The following is a 24,324-nucleotide window of genomic DNA, read 5'->3' as shown; positions in this document are numbered from 1 at the left end:
TGGTTCACGCCTTCACTGCTTCACGCCACTACGCACTGACACCGCCACGCGCTGACGCCAGGCGTGTTCACGCCAGACGTGCTCACGCCAGACGTGCTCACGCCCCGCGCGGCCCGTCACCACCCGCGCGCGTGCCACTCCGGCAGGTGCGGGCGCTCCGCGCCCAGGGTCGTGTCGTTGCCGTGCCCGGGGTAGACCCACGTCTCGTCCGGGAGGACGTCGAAGATCTTGGTCTCGACATCGTGGATGAGGCTGGCGAACGCCTCGGGATCATCGTGGGTGTTGCCCACACCGCCGGGGAACAGGCAGTCCCCGGTGAACACATGGGGATGCCCGTGCGGGTCGTCGTAGACGAGGACGATCGAGCCGGGGGTGTGCCCGACCAGGTGGCGCGCGGTGAGCTCCACCTGCCCCACCCGGATCGTGTCGCCGTCGTCGACGGGCACGTCGGTCCGTACGGGGATGCCGTCGGCGTCGTCGCGGCCCGCGTACGTGCGGGCGCCGGTGGCCGCCACGACCTCGGCGAGCGCCTGCCAGTGGTCGCCGTGCCGGTGGGTCGTGACGACCGACGCGATCCCGTCGTCGCCGATCATGCCGAGCAGCGTGCCCGCCTCGTTGGCGGCGTCGATCAGCAGTTGCTCGTCCGTGGCCCGGCAGCGCAGCAGATAGGCGTTGTTGTTCATCGGACCGACCGCGATCTTCGTGATCATCAGGTCCTTGAGCTCGTGCACGTCGGCAGGCCCGCCGACCGTCACCTGTCCGCTGTACGTCATGTCCGCCAGCCTATAGCGGGGGAGGGGACCCGGGTCCTACAACGGGGGCAGCGCCGGAAGGGGACCGCCGTCCACCCTCAGCACGGCCCCGTCGCGGCGTCCCGCGAGCCACCCCAGGAGGTCCGCCGGGGAACCCGTGACGGTCACCTCGGGTCCGTCGTCCGGCCGGCGTCCCGTGCTCCACGCCCGCGTGCCGTCCGTCACGCGGGTGGACGGCACATCGGGATGCCCGGCGAACCGGTCCGCGAGGAAGTCGATCTCCCGCTCCGTGAACTCCGCCGGCAGGTCCTCCAGCTCGTACCCGATGCCCAGGTCCACGTGGTGCAGCTCCACCTCCACCCACCGCCGGAACGGCACCCGGGCCGCGGTGTCCTTCACCCCGTTGCGCAGCTCCACCGTGCGCGACCAGTCCGCCGGAGCGTCCCCGGCCTCCTGGAAGCGGACCGCGCTCTCCCGCAGGTCCGCGAGCTGGACGTCGAGGGCACGCGGGGCGTCCCGCTCGATGTCGGCGTCCCGGGCCTCGCCGGAGACGTACATGGGGCGGCCCTCCAGGACGTTCACGAGGGCGTCCGCGTTCCGGGCGAGGTGGGCCAGGACGTGGCCCCGGGTCCAGCCGGGCAGCCGTGACGGCTGCGTCACAGCGGCGTTGTCCAGGGTGCCGACTGCGGTCAGCAGCCGTTCCGTCGCGTCACGTACAGACGCCAGGTCATGAGCGTGATCAATCATGGTGCTGACCCTAGCCTCGCCACTCCTTCGGGTGAAGGTGGTGAAGGAGTGCCGTAATTCGAAAGCACGTGCTATATGGTCGGACGTGGCGTCGGGCATGCTGGAGAGCCGGGGTTTGTTGGCAACCCGTGAATCCGACCGGCGTTGTCAGTGGCTCCCCCTAGTCTGGGAAAGACGGGGGCCCCGCCCCTGTCACTTCTCTCAAGAAAGGTGCGGACCGGCGTGGCCGACCGTCTCATCGTTCGTGGAGCGCGCGAGCACAATCTGAAGAACGTCTCGCTCGACCTCCCGCGCGACTCGCTCATCGTCTTCACGGGCCTGTCGGGGTCGGGCAAGTCCTCGCTGGCCTTCGACACCATCTTCGCCGAGGGACAGCGGCGCTACGTCGAGTCCCTCTCCTCCTACGCCCGGCAGTTCCTCGGCCAGATGGACAAGCCGGACGTCGACTTCATCGAGGGCCTCTCCCCGGCCGTCTCCATCGACCAGAAGTCGACCTCGCGCAACCCGCGCTCCACGGTCGGCACGATCACCGAGGTCTACGACTACCTGCGCCTGCTCTTCGCGCGCATCGGCAAGCCGCACTGCCCCGAGTGCCACCGCCCGATCTCGCGCCAGTCGCCGCAGGCCATCGTCGACCGGGTCCTGGAACTGCCCGAGGGCAGCCGCTTCCAGGTGCTGTCGCCGCTGGTGCGCGAGCGCAAGGGCGAGTTCGTCGACCTCTTCGCCGACCTGCAGACCAAGGGCTACTCCCGCGCGCGGGTGGACGGCGAGACGGTCCAGCTGTCGAACCCGCCGACGCTGAAGAAGCAGGAGAAGCACACCATCGAGGTGGTCGTCGACCGCCTCACGGTCAAGGACGGTGCCAAGCGCCGCCTCACCGACTCCGTCGAGACCGCCCTCGGGCTGTCCGGCGGCATGGTCGTGCTCGACTTCGTCGACCTCCCCGAGGACGACCCCGAGCGCGAGCGCATGTTCTCCGAGCACCTGTACTGCCCGTACGACGACCTGTCCTTCGAGGAGCTGGAGCCGCGCTCCTTCTCCTTCAACTCGCCCTTCGGCGCCTGCCCGGACTGCACCGGCATCGGCACGCGCATGGAGGTCGACCCGGAGCTGATCGTCCCGGACCCGGACAAGAGCCTCGACGAGGGCGCCATCCACCCCTGGTCGCACGGCCACACCAAGGACTACTTCGGCCGCCTGATCGGCGCCCTCGCCGACGCGCTGGGCTTCCGTACGGACATCCCCTTCGCCGGGCTGCCGCAGCGCGCCAAGAAGGCCCTGCTGCACGGCCACAAGACCCAGGTCGAGGTGCGCTACCGCAACCGCTACGGGCGCGAGCGCCGTTACACCACGGCCTTCGAAGGCGCCGTCCCCTTCGTCAAGCGCCGGCACAGCGAGGCCGAGAGCGACTCCAGCCGCGAGCGCTTCGAGGGCTACATGCGCGAGGTGCCCTGCCCCACCTGTGAGGGCACGCGACTGAAGCCGATCGTCCTCGCGGTGACGATCATGGGCAAGTCCATCGCCGAGGTCTCCGCCATGTCGATCAGCGACTGCGCGGACTTCCTGGGCGAGCTGAAGCTCACCGCCCGCGACAAGAAGATCGCCGAGCGCGTGCTGAAGGAGGTCAACGAGCGGCTGCGGTTCCTGGTCGACGTCGGCCTGGACTACCTCTCCCTCAACCGCGCGGCCGGCACCCTCTCCGGCGGCGAGGCCCAGCGCATCCGCCTGGCCACCCAGATCGGCTCCGGCCTGGTCGGCGTGCTGTACGTCCTGGACGAGCCGTCCATCGGCCTGCACCAGCGCGACAACCACCGGCTGATCGAGACCCTGGTCCGGCTGCGCGACATGGGCAACACGCTCATCGTCGTCGAGCACGACGAGGACACCATCAAGACCGCCGACTGGATCGTCGACATCGGCCCCGGCGCCGGTGAGCACGGCGGCAAGGTCGTGCACAGCGGCTCCCTGAAGGAGCTCCTCGCCAACGACGAGTCGCAGACCGGCCAGTACCTGTCCGGCAGGAAGGCCATCCCGCTGCCCGACATCCGGCGCCCGCTGGACCCGTCCCGGCAGCTCACGGTGCACGGCGCCCGGGAGAACAACCTCCAGGACATCGACGTGTCCTTCCCGCTGGGTGTGTTCACCGCCGTCACCGGCGTGTCCGGTTCCGGCAAGTCGACCCTGGTCAACGACATCCTGTACACGCACCTGGCCCGTGAGCTGAACGGCGCGAGGAGCGTGCCCGGCCGGCACACGCGCGTGGACGGCGACGACCTCGTCGACAAGGTCGTCCACGTCGACCAGTCGCCCATCGGCCGCACCCCGCGGTCCAACCCGGCGACGTACACCGGCGTCTTCGACCACATCCGCAAGCTGTTCGCCGAGACCACCGAGGCGAAGGTCCGCGGCTACATGCCCGGCCGCTTCTCCTTCAACGTCAAGGGCGGCCGCTGCGAGAACTGCGCGGGCGACGGCACCATCAAGATCGAGATGAACTTCCTCCCGGACGTCTACGTCCCGTGCGAGGTCTGCCACGGCGCCCGGTACAACCGGGAGACCCTGGAGGTCCACTACAAGGGCAAGTCCATCGCCGAGGTGCTGAACATGCCGATCGAGGAGGCCACCGAGTTCTTCGCGGCCGTCCCCGCCATCGCCCGGCACCTCAACACGCTCAAGGACGTCGGCCTCGGCTACGTCCGCCTCGGCCAGGCGGCGACCACCCTGTCCGGCGGCGAGGCACAGCGCGTGAAGCTCGCCAGCGAACTGCAGAAGCGCTCCACCGGCCGCACCGTCTACGTCCTGGACGAGCCGACCACCGGTCTGCACTTCGAGGACATCAGCAAACTGCTGAAGGTCCTGTCCGGCCTGGTCGACAAGGGCAACACGGTCATCGTCATCGAGCACAACCTCGACGTGATCAAGACCGCCGACTGGGTCATCGACATGGGCCCCGAGGGCGGCGCCGGCGGCGGCCTGGTCGTCGCCGAGGGCACGCCCGAGGAGGTCGCCGCCGTCCCGGCCAGCCACACCGGCAAGTTCCTCCGGGAGGTCCTCGGCGCCGACCGCATCAGCGACGCCTCCTCCGTCCGGGCACCGCGCCGGGCGGCGAAGAAGACGGTCCCGGCCCAGGCCACGGCGAAGAAGACCGCCAGGACCACGAAGGCGACCGCCACCACCGCCAGGACCACGAAGGCGACCGCGAAGAAGACCACGCGGACGACCAAGGGCTGACGGCTCACGACGGACGCGCCGTGCCCCACGGGTGACTCCCGCGGGACACGGCGCGTCCGTGTGCCGGGGGTCAGTCGCCCTTCGGCTCCACGAACTGCATGTCGAGCTGGATCTTCACCACCTCGCCGAGCAGCCCCGGGGCGAAGTCGAGCCCGAACTCGCTGCGCCGGATCTCGCCCGTCGCCTCGAACCCGGCATGCCGGCTGCCGTCCATCGGCACGTCGACCAGCCCGCCGAACTCCACGGCGAGCGTCACCGGGCGGGTCACGCCGCCGATCGTCAGCTCCCCCTCCATCGTCCAGTCCTCGCCCGCGCCCGACACCCGGGTCGAGCGGTACGTCATCGTCGGGCGCTTCGCGACGTCGAGCAGGTCGGAGGCGCGCACATGGGCGTCCCGGTCGGCGTTGCCCGTGTCGATCGAGGCCAGGTCGACGGTGGCGGAGACGCGTACGTCCTCGATCCGCTCCCCGACGAACAGCTCGGCCTCCAGCCGCTCGAAACGGCCCCGGACCTTGGCGATGCCCAGGTGACGGATGGTGAAGTTCACGGAGGAGTGGAACGGGTCCAGGGCCCAGTGCCCCGGGGCCAGCGGCAGGGTGGTGGTGGCGGTGTCATTCGTCATGCCCTCCACCCTGCGGGCTGCGCGGCCCGACAGGGAGACCGGCCCGAGGCTGGTAGTGACAGGGCCATCCTCCGCGCCCGTGGGCGAGGTACGTTCCTGTGGGTGAGCGACAACGAGTTGGGCACGTACCTGCGCACCTGGCGTGAAGCCGTCACCCCCGCCGAGGCCGGGCTTCCCACCGGTCCGCGGCGCCGCACACCGGGCCTGCGGCGCGCCGAGCTGGCCACGCTCGCCGGCATCAGTGTCGAGTACCTCACCCGGCTGGAACAGGGCCGCGACCGCAACCCGTCCGCCCAGGTGCTAGGCGCCCTCGCCGACGCGCTGAACCTGTCCCTGGCCGACCGGATGCTGCTGCGCCGCCTGACCAAGGAGGCAGACGGCGGCGACCCCCTGGTCTGCGGCGCCGCCCCGGACCTCAGCCGCACGGCCCGCCCCACCGTGCGGGCCGTGCTGGACCGCCTGGAGCCGGCTCCCGCGCTGGTGGTCAACTGGATCGGCGACGTCCTCGCGTACACGGCCGGCTACGCACGGCTGGTCGGCCCCATCGGCCTGCTCGACGACGAGCGGCCGAACCTGCTGCGCTACCTGTTCACCGACGAGCGGGCGCGGAGCGCCTACCGCGACTGGGACCGGGTGGCCGACGACCTCGTCGCCCGGCTGCGGCACGGCGTTCCCTTGAGGGACCCCCACCTCACCGAGCTGGCCGACGAGCTGACGGTGACGGCCGGGGCGGACTTCGCCGACCGGTTCGCCGACCTGACCATGGCACCGCGGTTGACCGGCTCGCAGCACCTCGACCACCCGGAGGCCGGCTCCCTGCGGCTGCTGCACGAGACGCTCGCGCTCCCCGACGAGGGACAGCGCGTCATCATCCACCTGCCCGCCGACGACGCCACGGCCGCGGCCCTGGACCGCCTCGACGGCCGCCGCCCCGGCGCGCTGCGGGCGGTGGGGGAGACGGGCTGAGCGACCGGACGGCCCCGGCGCGCGTCAGCCCTCCAGCTCGTGCGCGTACGGCGGCTCCGCGCCCGCGCGCGAGCAGGTCACGGCCGCCGCCCGCGCCGCGAAGCCCAGCAGCTCCGACCAGCCGTCCGGCCCCAGTGCGGCCAGGGCCGGCCCGCTGAGCGCGTCACGTACCGCGAGTCCGTGCAGCAGGGCCGCGTTCACCGTGTCGCCCGCGCCGATCGTGTCCACGACCTCCACCCGCTCGCCGGGCACGGAGTACGTGCCGCCGTCGGCCGTGAACGCGGTCAGCCCTTCCCCGCCCCGGGTGATCACGACCGCGGCCGGACCGGCCGCGAGCCACTCCTGGGGGGTGCCGCCGAGCCACCGGGCGTCCTCCTCGGACAGCTTCAGCAGCGTCACCGACGGCAACCAGCTCTTGAAGCGAGCCCGGTAGGCGTCCGCGTCCGGGATCAGCCCGGCCCTGATGTTCGGGTCGAGCGCGGTGAAGACGCCCCGGGCGGCCGCCGCCCGCATCAGCTCCTCGTACGCGCTCGCCCCCGGCTCCAGCACCAGCGAGCAGGTGCCGAAGGAGATCGCGCGCGTGCCGTCCGGCAGCGCGGAGGGTGCCGTGAACAGCCGGTCCGCCGTCCCGTCGACGTAGAAGGAGTACGCCGCCGAGCCGTCCGCGCCGACCGTGGCGACGGCCAGGGTCGTGGGCTCGGTGCCGCGCTGCACCGCCGACACGTCGACCCCGGTCTCGCGCAGCCGGTCCAGCAGGGCCTGCCCGAACGCGTCGGACGAGACCCGGGAGCAGAAGGCGGCGGGGGAGCCGAGGCGGCCCAGGGCCACCGCCGTGTTGTAGGGGCCGCCGCCGAGCGCCGGCTGCAGTGCGGCCAGGGCACCCGTGCCCTGCGGTACCAGGTCGATCAGTGCCTCACCGGCGACGACGATCACGACGGGGTTCCTTCCTCGGACGGGCAGCCGCACGACGTGCGGTGGACGAAGGTGCAGGGAAGCCGCAGGGTCCGGGCGGGCCGGTCCGGCTCGGCGAGCCGCTCCAGGAGCACGCCCACGGCCCGGGCGCCGATGTCCCTGCTGGGCTGGGCGATCGCGGTGAGCCGGGGCGAGAACAGATCCGCCCAGGCGAAGTCGTCGAAGCAGCACAGCGCGATGTCGTCCGGCACGGCAAGGCCGTGGGCGCGCAGGGCGCGCAGCGCGCCAATGGTCATGGCGTTGTTGCCGGTGACCAGCGCGGTGGGCGGCACGGCGAGCGACAGCAGGGCGGCGACGGCCTCCTCGGCGCCGGCGGACGCCGAGTCGCCGTGCACGAGGAGCCGCTCGTCGTAGGGCAGCCCCGCGAAGGCGAGGCCGGTGCGGTAGCCCATGATCCGCTCGGTCGTGGTGCTGAGCCCCGGCAGCCCCGCCACCAGCCCGATCCGCCGGTGCCCGAGCCCGGCGAGATGGCCGACCAGCCGGGACGTCGGTTCGGCACTGTCCGCGCACACCTGGTCGAACCGCGGGCCGCCGTCCGCCTCCGGGGCGTCCACCAGCCGGTCGAGGAACACGGCCGGTACGTCGTGCCGCTCCAGGTAGGCCAGCAGCCCGCGCGGATCTGCGGAGGGCGCGACGATCATGCCGTCCACCCGGCGCTCGTGCAGCAGCTGCACCACCTTGCGTTCGTGCTCGGGGTCGTCGTGCGGATCGGCGATCAGCAGGCTGTAGCCGGCCTCCAGCGCGGCGGCCTCGACGCCTTGGAGGATCTCCGTGAAGTACGGGTTGCTGATCGCCGACACCGCCAGTCCGATGGACCGGGTGCGGGACGTCACCAGGGCCCGGGCCAGCGTGTTCGTGGTGTAGCCGAGCTCCTCGACGGCGTCCAGAACCGCCTGGCGGGTGTGCGGCAGCACCGGCCGGGTGTCGTTCAGCACGTGCGAGACGGTCGCCACGGAGACACCGGCGCTCCGCGCGACGTCGGCCATCGTCGCCATGCCGCTCCCTTCCTCCGCTGCCCCGGCAGGGCCCTCAGGCGGGGAACGTACCGCATCCGGCGACAGACGTAAACGCTTGCGCAAGCGTTTACGCCTCAGGGTGAGCCGCAGCGGGCGACCGCGGACGCCGCCGTCAGACTCCCGCCTCCCAGTCCCAGCCGATCCCCAGGAAACCCGGCCGCACCCGGGGCTCGACCAGATGCACCGACCGGTGCCGCCCGCTCATCGTCAGCTCCTGGCACCCGCTCCGGGGCGCGGCCGCCGAGTGCTGGGCGAACCGGTGGCAGCGCAGCGGGAGGGCCGCCGGGTCGAAGGAGACCTGGAGCGCGTACTGGCCACCGGGGGAGTCGAAGCCGCGGACGTACTCGCGCGACACACCCGCGGTGCCGTCCTCCATGCCGTAGCGGAACAGGAACGTGTCCCCGGCCCGCAGCCGGGTGTCGAAGAGCAGCTCGGCCGCGAGCACCCCCGTGTCGCCGTGCCAACGGACGCGTCCCGTACGGCAGTTCTCCAGGGCGTGCACCCGCATGCGCTCCGGCACGGCCCCCCGCTCCCCGTGGTGGACGGCGATGAAGCGGTCGACGCCGTCGCGGTGGGCGCGCACGATGTGGTGCGACTCGCGCTCGGCCAGCTCGCGCCGCGCCCCGATCCGCAGCCGCTCGTGGTGCCCGAGGGTGTGCAGGCCCCCGTCCGGCGGGCACTCCAGCTCGGCCAGCAGCTGGTCCAGGACCCCGGAGGCCTCGACGAGGGAACGGTAGGACCGGGCCGCGGACCGCTGCCCGGAGGGGCCGTCGCCGGACGCGGCGAGCAGCCGGAGCAGCGACTCCTCGGGCAGCTGCAGGATCTCCTCCAGTGCGCGGACGGCCCGCAGCGACTCGGGCCGCTGCGGGCGCCGTGCCCCCTGCTGCCAGTAACTGAGGCTCGTCACGCCCACCTTCACCCCGTGGCGGGACAGATGGTGCTGCACCCGCTGCAGCGGCAGCCCGCGGGCGGCGATCGCGGCACGCAGGGCGACGTGGAAGGGGCCGCCCCGCAGGGCCGAGTCCAGCTCGGCGGTGACGGCGTCCGCGTGCTGTGGGGCGTGCGGCATGCAGGGGCCTCTCTGTGAGTCGGCGACGGCTGGTCAGACCGTTCGCGCGGGCCGCCCGGGGCCGTTCCGCCGGCGCCGGGCGGGTCTTCACATCCGTACGCCGTCGTTCAGGGTCCCGAGTTCCCCCGCATTGAAGCGCGTTGACCTGGTCCCGACAACCACCTGATGCCGGACAGTGACGTACGCCCGGCCGCCCGGATCCGGACATACGAACGCCCGGGGCGGTGTGCCCCGGGCGTCCTCGGCGGACGACGGCCTCTAGGAGCGGTCGCCGCCGCCCCGCTCTTCGAGCGACAGGCGCTTGGCCCGCACTATGTCGGCGTCACGCGGGTCCAGGAGGTCGCGCAGCCCGAACGTCTCGTCCGTGTGCCGGCGGGCACGGACCGTCCGCCGGTTCTTCTCGATCCGCATCCGCTTCATCTGCGCAGCCCTCCGACCCGTGGCCCGAGCCGCTCCGCGTGGGAGACGGCCGGTCCGCACCGACAAATCCGTGCCCGCACCGGCACGGCCTGCGTCCTGCGGACGTCGCCGTGCCCGTGGGAAGCTGGCATTCCCGCTCCCGGCCCGCCGTAACCCCGGGGCGGCACATGCCGTTGAAAAGCGCCCCCGCGCCGGGACCCTGTTCACGTCCCGCCGAGCGCTCGGCTGTCGGTGCCCGCCAGTAGGGTGTGAGACATGGCCGACCCCTCCAGCTACCGCCCCAAACCGGGTGAGATCCCCGACTCGCCGGGGGTCTACAGGTTCCGTGACGAGCACCGCCGGGTGATCTACGTCGGAAAGGCGAAGAGCCTGCGCCAGCGCCTGGCGAACTACTTCCAGGACCTGGCGGGCCTGCACCCGCGCACCCGTTCCATGGTCACCACGGCCGCGTCCGTGGAGTGGACGGTGGTGTCCACGGAGGTCGAGGCGCTCCAGCTGGAGTACTCCTGGATCAAGGAGTACGACCCCCGGTTCAACGTCAAGTACCGCGACGACAAGAGCTACCCGTACCTCGCGGTGACGATGAACGAGGAGTACCCGCGCGTGCAGGTGATGCGCGGTCACAAGAAGAAGGGCGTGCGCTACTTCGGGCCGTACGCGCACGCGTGGGCGATCCGCGACACGGTCGACCTGCTCCTGCGCGTCTTCCCCGTGCGCACGTGCTCGGCGGGCGTGTTCAAGAACGCCGCCCGCACGGGCCGCCCCTGCCTCCTCGGCTACATCGGCAAGTGCTCGGCCCCCTGCGTGGACCGCGTCTCCGCCGAGGAGCACCGCGAACTGGCCGAGGAGTTCTGCGACTTCATGACCGGCCGCACGCACACGTACATCCGCCGCCTGGAGCGGCAGATGGGCGAGGCGGCCGAGGAGATGGAGTACGAGCGGGCGGCCCGCCTGCGCGACGACATCGGGGCCCTGAAGAAGGCCATGGAGAAGAACGCGGTCGTGCTCGCCGACGCGACCGACGCCGACCTGATCGCGGTCGCCGAGGACGAGCTGGAGGCGGCCGTCCAGATCTTCCACGTGCGCGGCGGACGCGTCCGCGGCCAGCGCGGCTGGGTCACCGACAAGGTGGAGGAGATCACCACCGGCGCCCTCGTCGAGCACGCCCTGCAGCAGCTGTACGGGGAGGAGACCGGGGACGCCGTCCCCAAGGAGGTCCTCGTCCCCGCCCTGCCCGACCCCGTCGAGCCGGTCCAGGAGTGGCTCGCCGGACGGCGCGGCTCCGGCGTCTCCCTGCGGATCCCGCAGCGCGGCGACAAGAAGGCGCTCATGGAGACCGTGCAGCGCAACGCCCAGCAGGCGCTCGTGCTGCACAAGACCAAGCGCGCCTCCGACCTGACCACCCGCTCGCGCGCCCTGGAGGAGATCGCCGACGCCCTCGGCCTGGACAGCGCCCCGCTGCGGATCGAGTGCTACGACATCTCCCACCTCCAGGGTGACGACGTCGTGGCCTCCATGGTCGTCTTCGAGGACGGGCTCGCCCGCAAGAGCGAGTACCGCCGCTTCCAGATCAAGGGCTTCGCCGGGCAGGACGACGTCCGCTCCATGCACGAGGTGATCACCCGCCGCTTCCGGCGCTACCTCGCCGAGAAGGAGAAGACGGGCGAGTGGACCGACGGCGACGACGGCGGGGGCACCGAGGGCGGCGACGGCACCCTCGCCGGCCCGGACGCCCTGACCGGCACGCAGGCACCGGTCGGCCCCGACGTCCTGACCGCCTCGGGCGCCCCGGCCGGCCCGGGCGGGCTCACCGAGGACGACGGCCGTCCCAGGAAGTTCGCCTACCCGCCCCAGCTCGTGGTGGTCGACGGCGGCGCCCCGCAGGTCGCGGCGGCCCGGCGCGCCCTGGACGAGCTCGGCATCGACGACATCGCCGTCTGCGGCCTCGCCAAGCGCCTGGAGGAGGTCTGGCTGCCCGGCGACGACGACCCGGTGATCCTGCCCCGCACCAGCGAGGGCCTCTACATGCTCCAGCGAATCCGTGACGAGGCCCACCGCTTCGCGATCACCTACCAGCGCGCCAAGCGGTCCAAGCGCTTCCGCTCCAGCCCCCTGGACGACGTCCCCGGCCTCGGCGACACGCGCAAGCAGGCACTTCTGAAGCACTTCGGCTCGTTGAAGAGACTGCGATCCGCCACCATCGACCAGATCTGCGAGGTCCCCGGCATAGGCCGCAAGACGGCGGAGACGATCGTCGTGGCCCTGGCCCGCTCGGCCCCGCCCGCACCCGCCGTCAACACCGCGACTGGAGAGATCATGGAAGAGGAACCCGGCACCATGGGTTCCAGCGGCGAGCCCGTACGGACGGGCGCACCGGACGAACGACGGGGGCAGGAGACATGAATGTGAACGAGCACCACCAGCAGCAGGAACAAGCCGGAGCGGGAGCACAGGTGAGTACGGGCACGGCGAACGACAAGGTCCCGGTCCCGGACGCGGCCATCCCCGAGCTGGTGATCATCTCCGGAATGTCAGGGGCGGGCCGCTCGACGGCCGCGAAGTGCCTGGAGGACCTCGGCTGGTTCGTCGTGGACAACCTGCCGCCCGCGCTGATCCCCACCATGGTGGAGCTCGGCGCCCGCTCCCAGGGCAACGTGGCCCGGATCGCCGTCGTCGTCGACGTCCGCGGCCGCCGCTTCTTCGACAACCTCCGCGAGTCCCTCGCCGACCTGGAGGCCAAGCACGTCACCCGGCGGATCGTCTTCCTGGAGTCCTCCGACGAGGCGCTGGTGCGCCGCTTCGAGTCGGTGCGCCGCCCGCACCCCCTCCAGGGCGACGGCCGCATCGTCGACGGCATCGACGCCGAGCGGGAGCTGCTGCGTGAGCTGCGCGGCGACGCCGACCTGGTGATCGACACCTCCAGCCTCAACGTCCACGAGCTGCGCGCCAAGATGGACGCCCAGTTCGCCGGCGAGGAGGAGCCGGAGCTGCGGGCCACGGTCATGTCGTTCGGCTACAAGTACGGCCTGCCGGTCGACGCCGACCTCGTCGTCGACTGCCGCTTCCTGCCGAACCCGCACTGGGTCCCGGAGCTGCGCCCGTACACGGGCCTCAACGAGGAGGTGTCGGGTTACGTCTTCAACCAGCCCGGCGCCAAGGAGTTCCTCGACCGCTACACCGAACTGCTCCAGCTCGTCGCCACCGGTTACCGCCGCGAGGGCAAGCGTTACGTGACCATCGCCGTGGGCTGTACGGGCGGCAAGCACCGCTCGGTCGCCATGTCGGAGAAGCTCGCCGCCCGGCTCGCCGCCGAGGGCGTGGAGACGGTGGTCGTACACCGGGACATGGGACGCGAATGACACGACGTACTCCGCGGCTGAGCCGGCTGCGCCGGGTGGTGCCCGAGGGCAACACCGGAGGCAAGGGGGCCCGGCCGGCCGAGGCCCGGGGTGGCCGCCCGCGCCGCCGCGGCACCCAGCCCAAGGTCGTCGCCCTCGGCGGCGGCATGGGCCTGTCCGCCTCGCTCGCCGCGCTGCGCCGGATCACCGGCGACCTCACCGCCGTCGTCACCGTCGCCGACGACGGTGGCTCCAGCGGGCGCCTGCGCGACGAGCTGGGCGTGCTGCCGCCCGGCGACCTGCGCAAGGCGCTGGCCGCGCTGTGCGGTGACGACGACTGGGGCCAGACCTGGGCCCGGGTCATCCAGCACCGTTTCCAGTCCCAGGGCGACCTGCACGAGCACGCGGTCGGCAACCTGCTGATCGTCGCCCTGTGGGAGCAGCTCGGCGACCACGTCCAGGCCCTCGACCTGGTCGGACGCCTGCTGGGCGCCCAGGGCCGCGTACTGCCGATGTCCGCGGTGCCGCTGGAGCTGCAGGCCCTGGTCAGGGGCCACGACCCGGCGCGCCCGGACGAGGTCGACACGGTCCGCGGCCAGGCCACCGTGGCCCTCACCCCGGGCGAGGTGCAGTCCGTGCACCTGGTGCCGTGCGACCCGCCGGCCGTGCCCGAGGCGGTCGAGGCCGTCCTGGACGCGGACTGGGTGGTGCTCGGCCCCGGCTCCTGGTTCTCCTCGGTCATCCCGCACCTGCTCGTGCCCGAGCTGCTGGAGGCGCTCACGCAGACCAAGGCCCGCCGGGTACTCTCGCTGAACCTCGCCCCGCAGCCCGGAGAAACCGAGGGCTTCTCCCCGCAGCGTCATTTGGAGGTTTTGGGACGACACGCCCCTAAACTCGCCCTGGACGTGGTGCTGGCCGACGAGGCCGCCGTGCCCGACCGCGACTCCCTGACCGATGCCGCCAAGCGGTTCGGGGCCGCGGTCGAGCTGGCGCCGGTGGCCCGGCCCGACGGCACCCCGAGGCACGACCCGGAGCTGTTGGCCGCCGCGTACGACCGTATTTTTCGGATGCATGGAAGGATCGGCCCATGGCGATGACGGCAGCGGTGAAGGACGAGATCTCCCGGCTTCCCGTCACCCGGACCTGCTGCAGGAAGGCGGAGGTCTCCGCCATCCTGCGGTTCGCCGGCGGCCTCCACCTGGTGAGCGGTCGGATCGTGATCGAGGCGGAGCTGGACACCGCGATGGCGGCCCGCCGCCTCAAGCGGGACATCCTGGAGATCTTCGGCCACAGCTCCGAGCTGATCGTGATGGCCCCGGGCGGACTGCGCCGGGGCTCGCGTTACGTGGTGCGGGTGGTCGCGGGCGGCGACCAGCTGGCCCGCCAGACCGGCCTGGTCGACGGGCGGGGCCGCCCGATCCGCGGCCTGCCCCCGCAGGTGGTCTCGGGGGCCACCTGCGACGCCGAGGCCGCCTGGCGCGGTGCGTTCCTGGCGCACGGCTCGCTCACCGAGCCCGGCCGCTCCTCCTCCCTGGAGGTGACCTGCCCGGGTCCCGAGGCGGCGCTCGCCCTGGTCGGCGCCGCCCGCCGGCTGCAGATCTCCGCAAAGGCCCGCGAGGTGCGCGGGGTGGACCGGGTCGTCGTCCGTGACGGTGACGCGATCGGCGCGCTGCTGACGCGCCTGGGCGCCCACGAGTCGGTGCTGGCCTGGGAGGAGCGCCGGATGCGCCGCGAGGTGCGCGCCACGGCGAACAGACTGGCCAACTTCGACGACGCCAACCTGCGCCGCTCGGCCCGCGCCGCCGTCGCCGCCGGAGCCCGGGTGCAGCGCGCCCTGGAGATCCTCGGCGAGGACGTGCCCGAGCACCTGGCCGCGGCCGGCCGGCTGCGCATGGAGCACAAGCAGGCCTCCCTGGAGGAGCTGGGCGCGCTCGCCGACCCGCCGCTGACCAAGGACGCGGTCGCCGGGCGGATCCGCCGCCTGCTGGCCATGGCCGACAAGCGCGCCTCCGACCTCGGCATCCCGGGCACGGAGGCCAACCTCAGCGAGGAGCTCGCCGACAACCTCGTGGGCTGACCTCTGGACCCACGGAGCGTCAAGAAGCCGGTGCCGACCGCCACTTGGGTGGTCGTCACCGGCTTTCGCGTGTCGTTCGGGCACCCTTGACTCGATCATGGACTGTCATGAGCCTGGCATCTGTTCGCTGCTGTGGCGGACCCACGCTAGGGGGGTTCATGAGACGAAGAGCGAGATCGATCCTCGCTGTCGGCGCGCTCCTGTTCGGCGGAGCGAGCATCGCACCCATCGCCCAGGCACAACCGGGGAGTCCGACCCCGTCCGACCCGGACGAAGTCAAGGTCTTCCGCGCCGACGTCACCCGGAAGCAGGTACCCCTGCTGCTGGCGGCCGGTCAGGACGGCCACGAGCTCAGTGAACGGGTGCCCGAGAAGGGCACCGCCGGCGTCGAGGTCTACCTGACCGCCCGTCAGGCCGAGAAGCTGGAGAAAAAGGGCGTCGACCTCGCCGAGCACACCCTGTCCACCCGTGCGGACGCCCGCGTCGAGGCGGCCGCGGAAGGCGTGTTCCGTCCGTACAGCGGGCAGGGCGGCCTGAAGGAGGAGATCCTCAAGGCCGCGCAGGAGAACCCGGACCTCACCAAGGTCGTCTCCATCGGCAAGACCGTGAAGGGCCAGGACATCCTCGCGCTGAAGCTCACCAAGGGCGCGAAGAAGACCAAGGACGGCTCGAAACCCGCCGTCCTCTACATGTCCAACCAGCACGCCCGCGAGTGGATCACGCCGGAGATGACCCGGCGCCTGATGCACCACTACCTGGACAACTACAAGAAGGACCGGCGCGTCAAGAAGATCGTCGACTCCACCGAGCTGTGGTTCCTGATCTCGGCCAACCCCGACGGCTACGACTTCACCCACGCCGACGACGCCAACCGCATGTGGCGCAAGAACCTCCGGGACGTCAACGGCGACGGCGCCATCACCACCGGCGACGGCGTCGACCTCAACCGCAACTTCGCCTACAAGTGGGGCTACGACAACGAGGGCTCGTCCCCCAACCCCACCAGCGAGACCTACCGGGGCGCCGGCCCGAACTCCGAGCCGGAGACCAAGGCGCTGGACGCCTTCCAGAAGCGGATCGGCTTCACGTACGGCATCAACTACCACTCCGCGGCCGAACTGATCCTCTACGGAGTCGGCTGGCAGGTGGCCACGAACACCCCGGACGACGTCGCGTACAAGGCGCTCGCGGGCACGCCCGAGAACCCCGCGGTCCCGGGCTACCACCCGCAGGTCTCCTCCGAGCTGTACACCACCAACGGCGAGGCCGACGGCCACGCGGCGAACGTCAACGGGCTGGCGATGTTCACCCCGGAGATGTCGACCTGCCAGACCGCCTCCAACCTGGACCCGGACGACGAGTGGAAGGCGTCCGACTGCCGTTCGGTCTTCACCTTCCCGGACGACGAGAAGCTGATCCAGCAGGAGTTCGCCAAGAACGTCCCGTTCGCGCTCTCCGTCGCCGAGTCCGCCGCCCACCCCGACCGGCCGAAGTCGTCGGTGGGGCTGAGCGCCGCCGACTTCACCCCGGCCGCGTTCCCGACGTCGTACGCGCGCGGCGCCGACCAGGAGGTCTCCGTCGTCGCGCGCAAGGCGCTGCGCGACAAGGAACTGAGGTACCGCGTCAACGGTGGCCGCACCCACGACATGGCGCTCAGGCCCTGGAAGGGCGGCGAGACCTACGGCGGTGAGGACAACCTCTACTTCGACGAGTACCGGGCGAAGGTGAAGGACGGCGGGCCCGGCGACAAGGTCGAGGTGTGGTTCACCGCGGAGACGCGCGGCGGCAGGAAGGTCTCCAGCGAGCGCTTCACCTACACCGTCGCCGAGCGGCCCCGGGCCGACACCCTCGTCGTCGCCGAGGAGGGCGCGACCGCCACGCAGGCGCAGAAGTACGTGGACGCGCTCAGGGCGAGCGGCCGCACGGCGGTCGTCTGGGACGTCGCCCGGCGCGGCGCGCCCGACGCGCTCGGCGTGCTGAGCCACTTCGACACCGTCGTCCACTACACGGGCGCGAGCGTCCCCGGCAACGCCACCCAGCTGCAGCTGCGGGCCTTCCTCAACGAGGGCGGGCGGCTGATCGAGGCCGGCGAGCAGGCCGGCGGCAGCGTCGACCTCGGCGGCGGTGCCCTCTCGGACGACTTCAGTCAGTACTACCTGGGCGCCTACAGCCGGACCTCGGCCGGCGGAGCCACCGGCTTCACCGGCGCCGGTGAGCTGCGCGGCTTCTCGGGCCCGCTGGCCGCGGCCCCCGGCAACCCGCTGGACAAGGCGGGCCGGTACAGCGTCACCTCCGACGAGCTGCCCGCCGCGCAGTTCCCCCAGTTCGCGAGCAGGGGCGCCGGTCAGTTCGCCGGGGCCGTCAACCCCTACGGCCCGTACGCCGGCTCCTCGATGGCCGCCGCCGTCCACACCGACGACGGCTACAAGCGCCTCATGCGCACCGTCGACCTCACCGGTGTCACGGCGGCCGACCGGCCCGCGCTGCGCACCCGGCTGATGTGGGACACCGAGCCCGGCTACGACAACGTCCTGGTCGAGGCCCACACCACGGGCGCAGACGACTGGACGACCCTGCCCGAGAAGGGCGGCGCGACCAGGGCGACCGTGCCGGCGGAGTGCGAGGGCGGCTTCTACATCCGAGAGCACCCCTGGCTGAAGCGCTACCTGACCCAGTCCGACGACGGCTGCACGGCCACCGGCAGCAGCGGCGCGTGGAACAGCCTCACCGGCAGCTCCGGCGGCTGGCAGCAGGTGGAGTTCGACCTGAGCGCGTACGCGGGCAGGACGATCGAGGTGGCGATCAGCTACGTCACCGACCCGGGCACCGGCGGCCACGGCGTCCTGGCCGACGACGCCTCGCTGGTCGTGGGCGGCACGGCGAAGGAGACCGAGGGCTTCGAGACCTCACTCGGCGCCTGGAAGGTCGCCGGGCCGCCCGCGGGCAGCCCGGCCGTCACCAAGGACTGGACCCGCACCGGGGCGCTCTTCCAGACCTACGGCGCGGTCACCACGGACGACACCGTGCTGCTGGGCTTCGGCCTGGAGCACGTCGCCACCGCCGCCGACCGGGCGGCACTGATGAGGAAGGCGCTCGCCTCCCTCGACGTGTGACCTCCCCCGAAGGGGGAACTCCGCGCTCGACCGGCACCACTCCGTAGTAGCGAAATCGGGTGATCCTCGCTCTCGGGGTCGGGCGGTCCGTACCCCTACTGGCCGGTACGGACCGCCCTGCCGTGTATGGGGCATCTGGATGTCACCACCGGGGCCTCAGGGAGGTAGGGTCGGAGGCGGTCGGGGACATCCCAAACAGAGCTCGCCGGCTCTTCATGGCCGGCGTACCAACGAGGAGATCGGTTCGTGACGATCCGCGTAGGCATCAACGGCTTCGGCCGCATCGGTCGTAACTACTTCCGCGCGCTGCTGGAGCAGGGTGCAGACATCGAGATCGTGGCTGTCAACGACCTGGGTGACACCGCGACCACCGCTCACCTGCTGAAGTACGACACCATCCTCGGCCGCCTCAAGCAGGAGGTCACGCACACCGAGGACACCATCACCGTCGGCGGCAAGACCATCAAGGTCCTCGCCGAGCGCAACCCGGCCGACATCCCGTGGGGCGAGCTGGGCGTCGACATCGTCATCGAGTCGACCGGCATCTTCACCAAGAAGGCCGACGCCGAGAAGCACATCGCGGGCGGCGCCAAGAAGGTCCTCATCTCGGCTCCGGCCAAGGACGAGGACGTCACCATCGTGATGGGCGTCAACCAGGACACGTACGACCCGGCGAACCACCACGTCATCTCCAACGCCTCCTGCACCACCAACTGTGTGGCGCCGATGGCCAAGGTCCTCGACGAGAACTTCGGCATCGTCAAGGGCCTGATGACGACGGTGCACGCGTACACCAACGACCAGCGCATCCTGGACTTCCCGCACAAGGACCTGCGCCGCGCGCGTGCCGCCGCCGAGAACATCATTCCGACCACGACCGGTGCCGCCAAGGCCACCGCGCTGGTCCTGCCCCAGCTGAAGGGCAAGCTGGACGGCATGGCCATGCGCGTCCCGGTCCCCACCGGCTCGGTCACCGACCTGGTCCTGGAGCTGGGCCGCGAGGTCACCAAGGAAGAGGTCAACGCCGCCTTCCAGAAGGCCGCCGAGGGCGAGCTGAAGGGCATCCTCGAGTACACGGAGGACCCGATCGTCTCGTCCGACATCGTCAACGCCCCGGCGTCCTGCACCTTCGACTCCTCCCTGACCATGGTCCAGGAGGGCAAGAACGTGAAGGTCATCGGCTGGTACGACAACGAGTGGGGCTACTCCAACCGCCTCGTCGACCTCACGGTCTTCGTCGGCAACCAGCTCTGATCGAATAGAGCAGGCCTCCATGTGAGGGCAGGGCTCGGGCAGCGCGTGACCGCGTCGTCCGAGCCCTGACTCGCGTACAGAACCGACCTGTTCGATCCCGAGCGCTTCCGAGCGATCACGAGCACTTGCAGGAGTCCCCATGAAGACGATCGACGAACTCCTCACCGAAGGAGTCGCGGGCAAGCGGGTCTTCGTCCGCGCCGACCTGAACGTGCCGCTGGACGGCACGACCATCACCGACGACGGCCGCATCCGCGCCGTGCTGCCCACCGTCAAGGCCCTCGCCGAGGCGGGCGCCCGCGTGGTCGTCGCCTCGCACCTGGGCCGCCCCAAGGGCGCCCCGGACCCCGCCTTCTCCCTCGCGCCCGCCGCCGCCCGTCTCGGGGAACTCCTCGGCACCGACGTGGCGTTCGCGACCGACACGGTCGGTGAGTCCGCCGAGTCGACCGTCGCCGCCCTCGCGGACGGCCGGGTCGCCGTCCTCGAGAACCTCCGCTTCAACGCCGGCGAGACGAGCAAGGACGACGCCGAGCGCGCGGCCTTCGCCGACCGGCTCGCCTCCCTCGCGGACGTCTACGTCGGTGACGGCTTCGGCGCGGTGCACCGCAAGCACGCCTCCGTCTACGACCTCCCGGCCCGGCTGCCGCACTACGCCGGCTACCTCATCGCGGGCGAGGTCGGCGTCCTCAGGAAGCTCACCGACGACGTCCAGCGGCCCTACGTCGTCGCCCTCGGCGGCGCCAAGGTCTCCGACAAGCTCGCCGTGATCGACCAGCTCCTCGGCAAGGCCGACCGCATCCTGATCGGCGGCGGCATGGCCTACACGTTCCTCGCGGCCAAGGGGTACGAGATCGGCAAGTCCCTCGTGCAGGAGGACCAGATCCCGGCCGTCCGCGAGTACGTCGAGCGGGCCGAGAAGACCGGCGTCGAGCTGGTCGTGCCCGTCGACGCGCTGACCGGCAGCGCCTTCCCGGACCTGAAGACCAAGGCCCCGGCCGACCCCACCACCGTCGCCGCGGACGCCATCCCGGCCGACCAGATGGGCCTCGACATCGGACCCGAGACCCGCAAGCTGTACGCGTCCAAGCTCGCCGACGCCGCCACCGTCTTCTGGAACGGTCCCATGGGCGTCTTCGAGCACCCCGACTACGCCGAGGGCACCAAGGCGGTCGCCCAGGCCCTCATCGACTCCCCGGGCTTCACCGTGGTCGGCGGCGGCGACTCCGCCGCGGCCGTGCGCACCCTGGGCTTCGACGAGACGGCATTCGGCCACATCTCGACCGGCGGCGGCGCCTCCCTCGAATACCTCGAGGGCAAGACGCTCCCCGGCCTCGCCGCACTGGAGGACTGACCTACATGAGCACGCGCACGCCGCTGATGGCGGGCAACTGGAAGATGAACCTCAACCACCTCGAGGCCATCGCGCACGTCCAGAAGCTCGCCTTCGCCCTGGCCGACAAGGACTACGAGGCCGTCGAGGTCGCCGTCCTGCCGCCCTTCACCGACCTGCGCTCCGTGCAGACCCTGGTCGACGGCGACAAGCTCAAGATCAAGTACGGCGCCCAGGACATCTCGGCGCACGACGGCGGCGCCTTCACCGGCGAGATCTCCGGCCCGATGCTGGCCAAGCTGAAGTGCACCTACGTGGCCATCGGCCACAGCGAGCGCCGCCAGTACCACGGCGAGACCGACGAGCTGGTGAACGCCAAGGTCAAGGCCGCCTACAAGCACGGCCTGACCCCGATCCTGTGCGTCGGCGAGGAGCTGGAGGTCCGCGAGGCGGGCAACCACGTCTCCCACACCCTCGCTCAGGTCGAGGGCGGTCTGAAGGACCTCGCCGCCGAGCAGGCCGAGACGATCGTGATCGCCTACGAGCCCGTCTGGGCCATCGGCACCGGCAAGGTCTGCGGCGCCGAGGACGCCCAGGAGGTCTGCGCCGCCATCCGCGGCAAGATCGCCGAGCTGTACACGCAGGAGCTGGCCGACAAGGTCCGCATCCAGTACGGCGGCTCCGTGAAGTCGGGCAACGTCGCCGAGATCATGGCGCAGGCCGACATCGACGGCGCCCTGGTCGGCGGCGCCTCCCTGGACGCCGACGAGTTCGTCAAGATCGTGCGCTTCCGCGACCAGTGAGTATGCGCTAACGACGATTCGTCGTACCCTTGCGGGGTCCAGCGCCGTGCTGGGCCCCGCGTCGTCCATCCGAGTCCGAGGAAGTTGGTCCAGCCGTGGTTTTGGGGTTCTCGATCGCCCTGATCGTCTTCAGCCTGCTGCTGATGCTGCTGGTGCTGATGCACAAGGGGAAGGGCGGCGGCCTCTCCGACATGTTCGGTGGCGGCATGCAGTCCTCCGTCGGTGGTTCCTCGGTCGCCGAGCGCAACCTCGACCGGATCACCGTCGTGGTCGGTCTGCTGTGGTTCGCGTGCATTGTCGTCCTCGGCATCCTGATGAAGGTGAACAACTGACCGAGCCCCGACCGCACGGAACCCGTACGTGAGGCCCCATGTTCGGTACGCGCAGCTGAGCGCGGCCTATCATGGGGCTTGCGTCTAGGTGTGAGGGTTTGTAACTCCAACCACTGGACGCGCGTTGGGCCTTACGTAGACTGAGGCGCTCGCAGCGAAGCGGAACGCCGACTCGCTTCGCGGCACCATCACGCAGGGAGTTACGACCGTGGCAAGTGGCAACGCGATCCGGGGAAGCCGGGTCGGGGCGGGGCCGATGGGCGAGGCCGAGCGCGGCGAGTCCGCGCCCCGGCTGCGCGTCTCCTTCTGGTGCTCCAACGGACACGAAACCCAGCCGAGCTTCGCCAGCGACGCGCAGGTGCCCGACACCTGGGACTGCCCGCGCTGTGGCTTCCCGGCCGGCCAGGACCGGGACAACCCCCCGGCCCCGCCGCGCACCGAGCCCTACAAGACGCACCTCGCGTACGTGCGGGAGCGGCGCAGCGACGCGGACGGCGAGGCGATCCTCGCCGAGGCGCTCGCCAAACTGCGGGGCGAGATCTAGAAGTCGGAACCGGCCGGGCACCAGCGGGTGCCCGGCCGGAGCTGCTCTCCCGGTCCGCGGCCGACCGATTGTCAGTGGTGCCCTCTACGGTTTGTGCATCGGACGAACTGAGGGGGAGCGGTGGCGACGGTCGAAGTGCGGGACGTGCGTGGGCCCGCGTGGCGCGGGGGCTTCGGACGGCTGTGGAGCGCCGCCGTGCTGTCCAGTTTCGGCGACGCGTTGCGCACGGCCGCGCTGCCCCTGCTCGCCGTCACGCTGACCGACGAGCCGCTGCTGGTCGCCTCGGTCACGGCCTGTGGCTATCTGCCCTGGATCGTCTTCGGCCTGCTCGGCGGGGCCGTAGCCGACCGTGTCGACCAGCGGCGCGCCATGTGGCTCGTGGACGCCGTGCGCGGGCTGCTGGTCGGTGCCTTCGCGGTGGCCGTCGCCCTCGGCCACGCGTCGATCGGCCTGCTCATCGTCCTGGCCTTCGCGCTCACCACGCTGCAGACCCTCTTCGACAACGCCGCCACGGCGCTGCTGCCCTCCTTGCTCGACCGGGAGGCACTGGGCAGTGCCAACGCCCGGCTGCTGACCGGCCAGCGCATCGCGGGCGGCCTGCTCGGCGGCCCCACCGTGCCGCTGCTGTTGATGGCCGGGGCGGCCGTGCCCTTCGCCGCCGACGCCGTGACGTTCCTGGTGGCCGCCGTGCTCATCGCCTCCCTGCCGGCCGCCGCGTCCGAGCGGAAGCCGAGACCGGCGGGCAGCACGCTGCGCCGCGAGATCGCCGAAGGGCTGCGCACGCTGGCGCGAGACAGGGCCCTGCGCGGCCTCTGCGCCGCCACCGCCCTGTGCAACATCGGCATGAGCGCCCTCATCGCCACCCTCGTGGTCCTGGTGACCGGCTGGCTGGACGCCGGGAACGCGGGATACGCGGCGGCGATGACCGCCTACACGGCCGGCAGCCTGGCCGGGGGAGTGGCGGGCAGCCGGCTCGTCACCCGCTTCGGGCGGATGCGCATGGTCCTCGTCGCCGGGACGGCGCAGACCGGAGCGCTCCTCGTCATGGGGTCGGTGCGCAGCATGATCGCGCTGACGGCCGCCCTGGCGGTCTTCGGGTTCATGGGCATGGTGTGGAACGTCAACACCACGACGCTGATGCAGCAGCGCAGCCCCGCCGAGATGCTGGGCCGCGTGAGTTCCGCCTACCGGACGCTCGCCGTCGCGGGCGCGCCCCTGGGCGCGGTGCTGGGCGGGGTCGCCGCCACGGCCTGGGGGAAGAACACCCCGGCCCTGCTCGCGGCCGCCTTCTTCGTCCTGTCCGTCATCGCGCTGATACCCGGGCGCCGCCGGGACGTACCTGTTGTTGTGCGGGAGGACGGTGCGACGACAGGCCACGGCAACCGCTGATCAATTAGGTTGGGACCGGCAGCGGGGCAGGTACGCAGCAGCACAGGCAGGACAGGAAAGAAGGCTGAAGTCCGAGATGAACGCAGACGGCCGTACCAGGCTCAACCAGACGTCCGAGTGGACGGCGCTGGCCAAGCACCGTGAGGAGCTGGGCGAGGTCCAGCTGCGCGAGCTGTTCGCCGCCGACCCCGGCCGCGGCAGCGCGTACACCCTCCGGGTGGGGGACCTGTACGTCGACTACTCCAAGCACCTGGTCACCGACGAGACGCTGGCCCTGCTGCGGGAGCTGGCCGCGGCCACCGACGTGTTCGGGCTGCGGGACGCCATGTTCCGCGGCGAGAAGATCAAC

21 protein-coding genes are annotated in these 24,324 nt (G+C 71.5%); 14 read left to right on the top strand and 7 right to left on the bottom strand.

What is annotated here, in order from left to right:
* Nucleotides 1-116 precede the first annotated feature (116 nt).
* Together ABTZ58_RS14150 and ABTZ58_RS14145 are read right to left on the bottom strand one after the other, a co-directional pair.
* Nucleotides 117-773, bottom strand: coding sequence for an MBL fold metallo-hydrolase (locus ABTZ58_RS14150; RefSeq protein WP_351355110.1), 657 nt, complete (start codon nucleotides 771-773; stop codon nucleotides 117-119).
* A 36-nt stretch (nucleotides 774-809) separates the two neighbouring features.
* On the bottom strand, nucleotides 810-1,499 hold the full coding sequence (locus ABTZ58_RS14145; RefSeq protein WP_351355107.1) for a maleylpyruvate isomerase family mycothiol-dependent enzyme: 690 nt from the start codon (nucleotides 1,497-1,499) through the stop codon (nucleotides 810-812).
* Between the two features lie 222 nt (nucleotides 1,500-1,721).
* Here ABTZ58_RS14145 and uvrA point away from each other — a divergent pair, with 222 nt between their 5' ends.
* On the top strand, nucleotides 1,722-4,730 hold the full coding sequence (uvrA, locus tag ABTZ58_RS14140; protein ID WP_351355104.1) for an excinuclease ABC subunit UvrA: 3,009 nt from the start codon (nucleotides 1,722-1,724) through the stop codon (nucleotides 4,728-4,730).
* 70 nt (nucleotides 4,731-4,800) lie between these two features.
* Here the strand turns inward: uvrA and ABTZ58_RS14135 are convergent, their stop codons facing one another.
* Entirely contained in the window at nucleotides 4,801-5,352 is a 552-nt protein-coding gene (locus tag ABTZ58_RS14135; RefSeq protein WP_351355102.1) for a YceI family protein, read from the bottom strand.
* A 102-nt stretch (nucleotides 5,353-5,454) separates the two neighbouring features.
* On the opposite strand from ABTZ58_RS14135, the gene ABTZ58_RS14130 reads away from it, so the two are divergent.
* A complete protein-coding gene (locus ABTZ58_RS14130) occupies nucleotides 5,455-6,318 on the top strand; it encodes a helix-turn-helix domain-containing protein (RefSeq protein WP_309094736.1) in 864 nt (287 codons plus the stop codon).
* 24 nt (nucleotides 6,319-6,342) lie between these two features.
* On the opposite strand, the gene ABTZ58_RS14125 is transcribed toward ABTZ58_RS14130, so the two are convergent.
* The 4 genes from ABTZ58_RS14125 to ABTZ58_RS14110 form a co-directional block, all read right to left on the bottom strand.
* Nucleotides 6,343-7,251: a carbohydrate kinase family protein gene (locus ABTZ58_RS14125; protein WP_351355099.1), complete on the bottom strand. Its 909-nt coding sequence runs from the start codon at nucleotides 7,249-7,251 to the stop codon at nucleotides 6,343-6,345.
* Nucleotides 7,248-8,285 (bottom strand): LacI family DNA-binding transcriptional regulator, encoded by a 1,038-nt coding sequence (locus tag ABTZ58_RS14120; RefSeq protein ID WP_351355096.1) that lies wholly within the window; start codon nucleotides 8,283-8,285, stop codon nucleotides 7,248-7,250. Before ABTZ58_RS14120 ends, ABTZ58_RS14125 begins: the two co-directional genes overlap by 4 nt.
* 133 nt (nucleotides 8,286-8,418) lie before the next feature.
* Entirely contained in the window at nucleotides 8,419-9,375 is a 957-nt protein-coding gene (locus ABTZ58_RS14115; RefSeq protein ID WP_351355093.1) for a hypothetical protein, read from the bottom strand.
* A gap of 258 nt (nucleotides 9,376-9,633) precedes the next feature.
* The gene (locus tag ABTZ58_RS14110) at nucleotides 9,634-9,795 is read right to left on the bottom strand and encodes a hypothetical protein (protein WP_351355090.1); all 162 of its coding nucleotides are present in this window, start codon (nucleotides 9,793-9,795) and stop codon (nucleotides 9,634-9,636) included.
* A gap of 255 nt (nucleotides 9,796-10,050) precedes the next feature.
* On the opposite strand from ABTZ58_RS14110, the gene uvrC reads away from it, so the two are divergent.
* The 12 genes from uvrC to ABTZ58_RS14050 all read left to right on the top strand — a co-directional run.
* Nucleotides 10,051-12,198, top strand: coding sequence for an excinuclease ABC subunit UvrC (uvrC, locus tag ABTZ58_RS14105; RefSeq protein ID WP_351355087.1), 2,148 nt, complete (start codon nucleotides 10,051-10,053; stop codon nucleotides 12,196-12,198).
* On the top strand, nucleotides 12,195-13,154 hold the full coding sequence (gene rapZ / locus ABTZ58_RS14100) for an RNase adapter RapZ (RefSeq protein ID WP_351355084.1): 960 nt from the start codon (nucleotides 12,195-12,197) through the stop codon (nucleotides 13,152-13,154). The genes uvrC and rapZ overlap by 4 nt, the downstream gene beginning before the upstream one ends.
* The gene (locus ABTZ58_RS14095; RefSeq protein ID WP_351355081.1) at nucleotides 13,151-14,230 is read left to right on the top strand and encodes a gluconeogenesis factor YvcK family protein; all 1,080 of its coding nucleotides are present in this window, start codon (nucleotides 13,151-13,153) and stop codon (nucleotides 14,228-14,230) included. The genes rapZ and ABTZ58_RS14095 overlap by 4 nt, the downstream gene beginning before the upstream one ends.
* Nucleotides 14,221-15,210 (top strand): DNA-binding protein WhiA, encoded by a 990-nt coding sequence (gene whiA, locus ABTZ58_RS14090; protein ID WP_351355078.1) that lies wholly within the window; start codon nucleotides 14,221-14,223, stop codon nucleotides 15,208-15,210. Before ABTZ58_RS14095 ends, whiA begins: the two co-directional genes overlap by 10 nt.
* Before the next feature lie 158 nt (nucleotides 15,211-15,368).
* Entirely contained in the window at nucleotides 15,369-18,323 is a 2,955-nt protein-coding gene (locus ABTZ58_RS14085) for a M14 family metallopeptidase (protein WP_351355075.1), read from the top strand.
* Between the two features lie 246 nt (nucleotides 18,324-18,569).
* Complete coding sequence (gene gap / locus ABTZ58_RS14080; RefSeq protein WP_309094746.1) at nucleotides 18,570-19,577, top strand: type I glyceraldehyde-3-phosphate dehydrogenase; 1,008 nt, start codon at nucleotides 18,570-18,572, stop codon at nucleotides 19,575-19,577.
* A 139-nt stretch (nucleotides 19,578-19,716) separates the two neighbouring features.
* Nucleotides 19,717-20,928, top strand: a complete 1,212-nt coding sequence (locus ABTZ58_RS14075; RefSeq protein WP_351355071.1) for a phosphoglycerate kinase — start codon at nucleotides 19,717-19,719, stop codon at nucleotides 20,926-20,928.
* Between the two features lie 5 nt (nucleotides 20,929-20,933).
* A complete protein-coding gene (gene tpiA / locus ABTZ58_RS14070) occupies nucleotides 20,934-21,710 on the top strand; it encodes a triose-phosphate isomerase (protein WP_309094748.1) in 777 nt (258 codons plus the stop codon).
* Between the two features lie 95 nt (nucleotides 21,711-21,805).
* Entirely contained in the window at nucleotides 21,806-22,042 is a 237-nt protein-coding gene (gene secG, locus ABTZ58_RS14065) for a preprotein translocase subunit SecG (protein ID WP_031121198.1), read from the top strand.
* A gap of 208 nt (nucleotides 22,043-22,250) precedes the next feature.
* Nucleotides 22,251-22,586 carry an RNA polymerase-binding protein RbpA gene (locus ABTZ58_RS14060; RefSeq protein WP_129797281.1) on the top strand — a complete coding sequence of 112 codons (336 nt, stop codon included), beginning with the start codon at nucleotides 22,251-22,253 and terminating at the stop codon, nucleotides 22,584-22,586.
* A gap of 120 nt (nucleotides 22,587-22,706) precedes the next feature.
* Nucleotides 22,707-23,975: an MFS transporter gene (locus ABTZ58_RS14055; protein ID WP_351355066.1), complete on the top strand. Its 1,269-nt coding sequence runs from the start codon at nucleotides 22,707-22,709 to the stop codon at nucleotides 23,973-23,975.
* 76 nt (nucleotides 23,976-24,051) lie between these two features.
* Nucleotides 24,052-24,324: phosphoglucose isomerase-related protein (locus ABTZ58_RS14050; RefSeq protein ID WP_502996067.1), on the top strand; the 273-nt coding region annotated here is incomplete at its 3' end.

This window comes from Streptomyces sp. NPDC094143, assembly GCF_040303825.1.
Taxonomy (GTDB): domain Bacteria; phylum Actinomycetota; class Actinomycetes; order Streptomycetales; family Streptomycetaceae; genus Streptomyces.
This window is presented reverse-complemented; position numbering and strand designations above follow the sequence as displayed.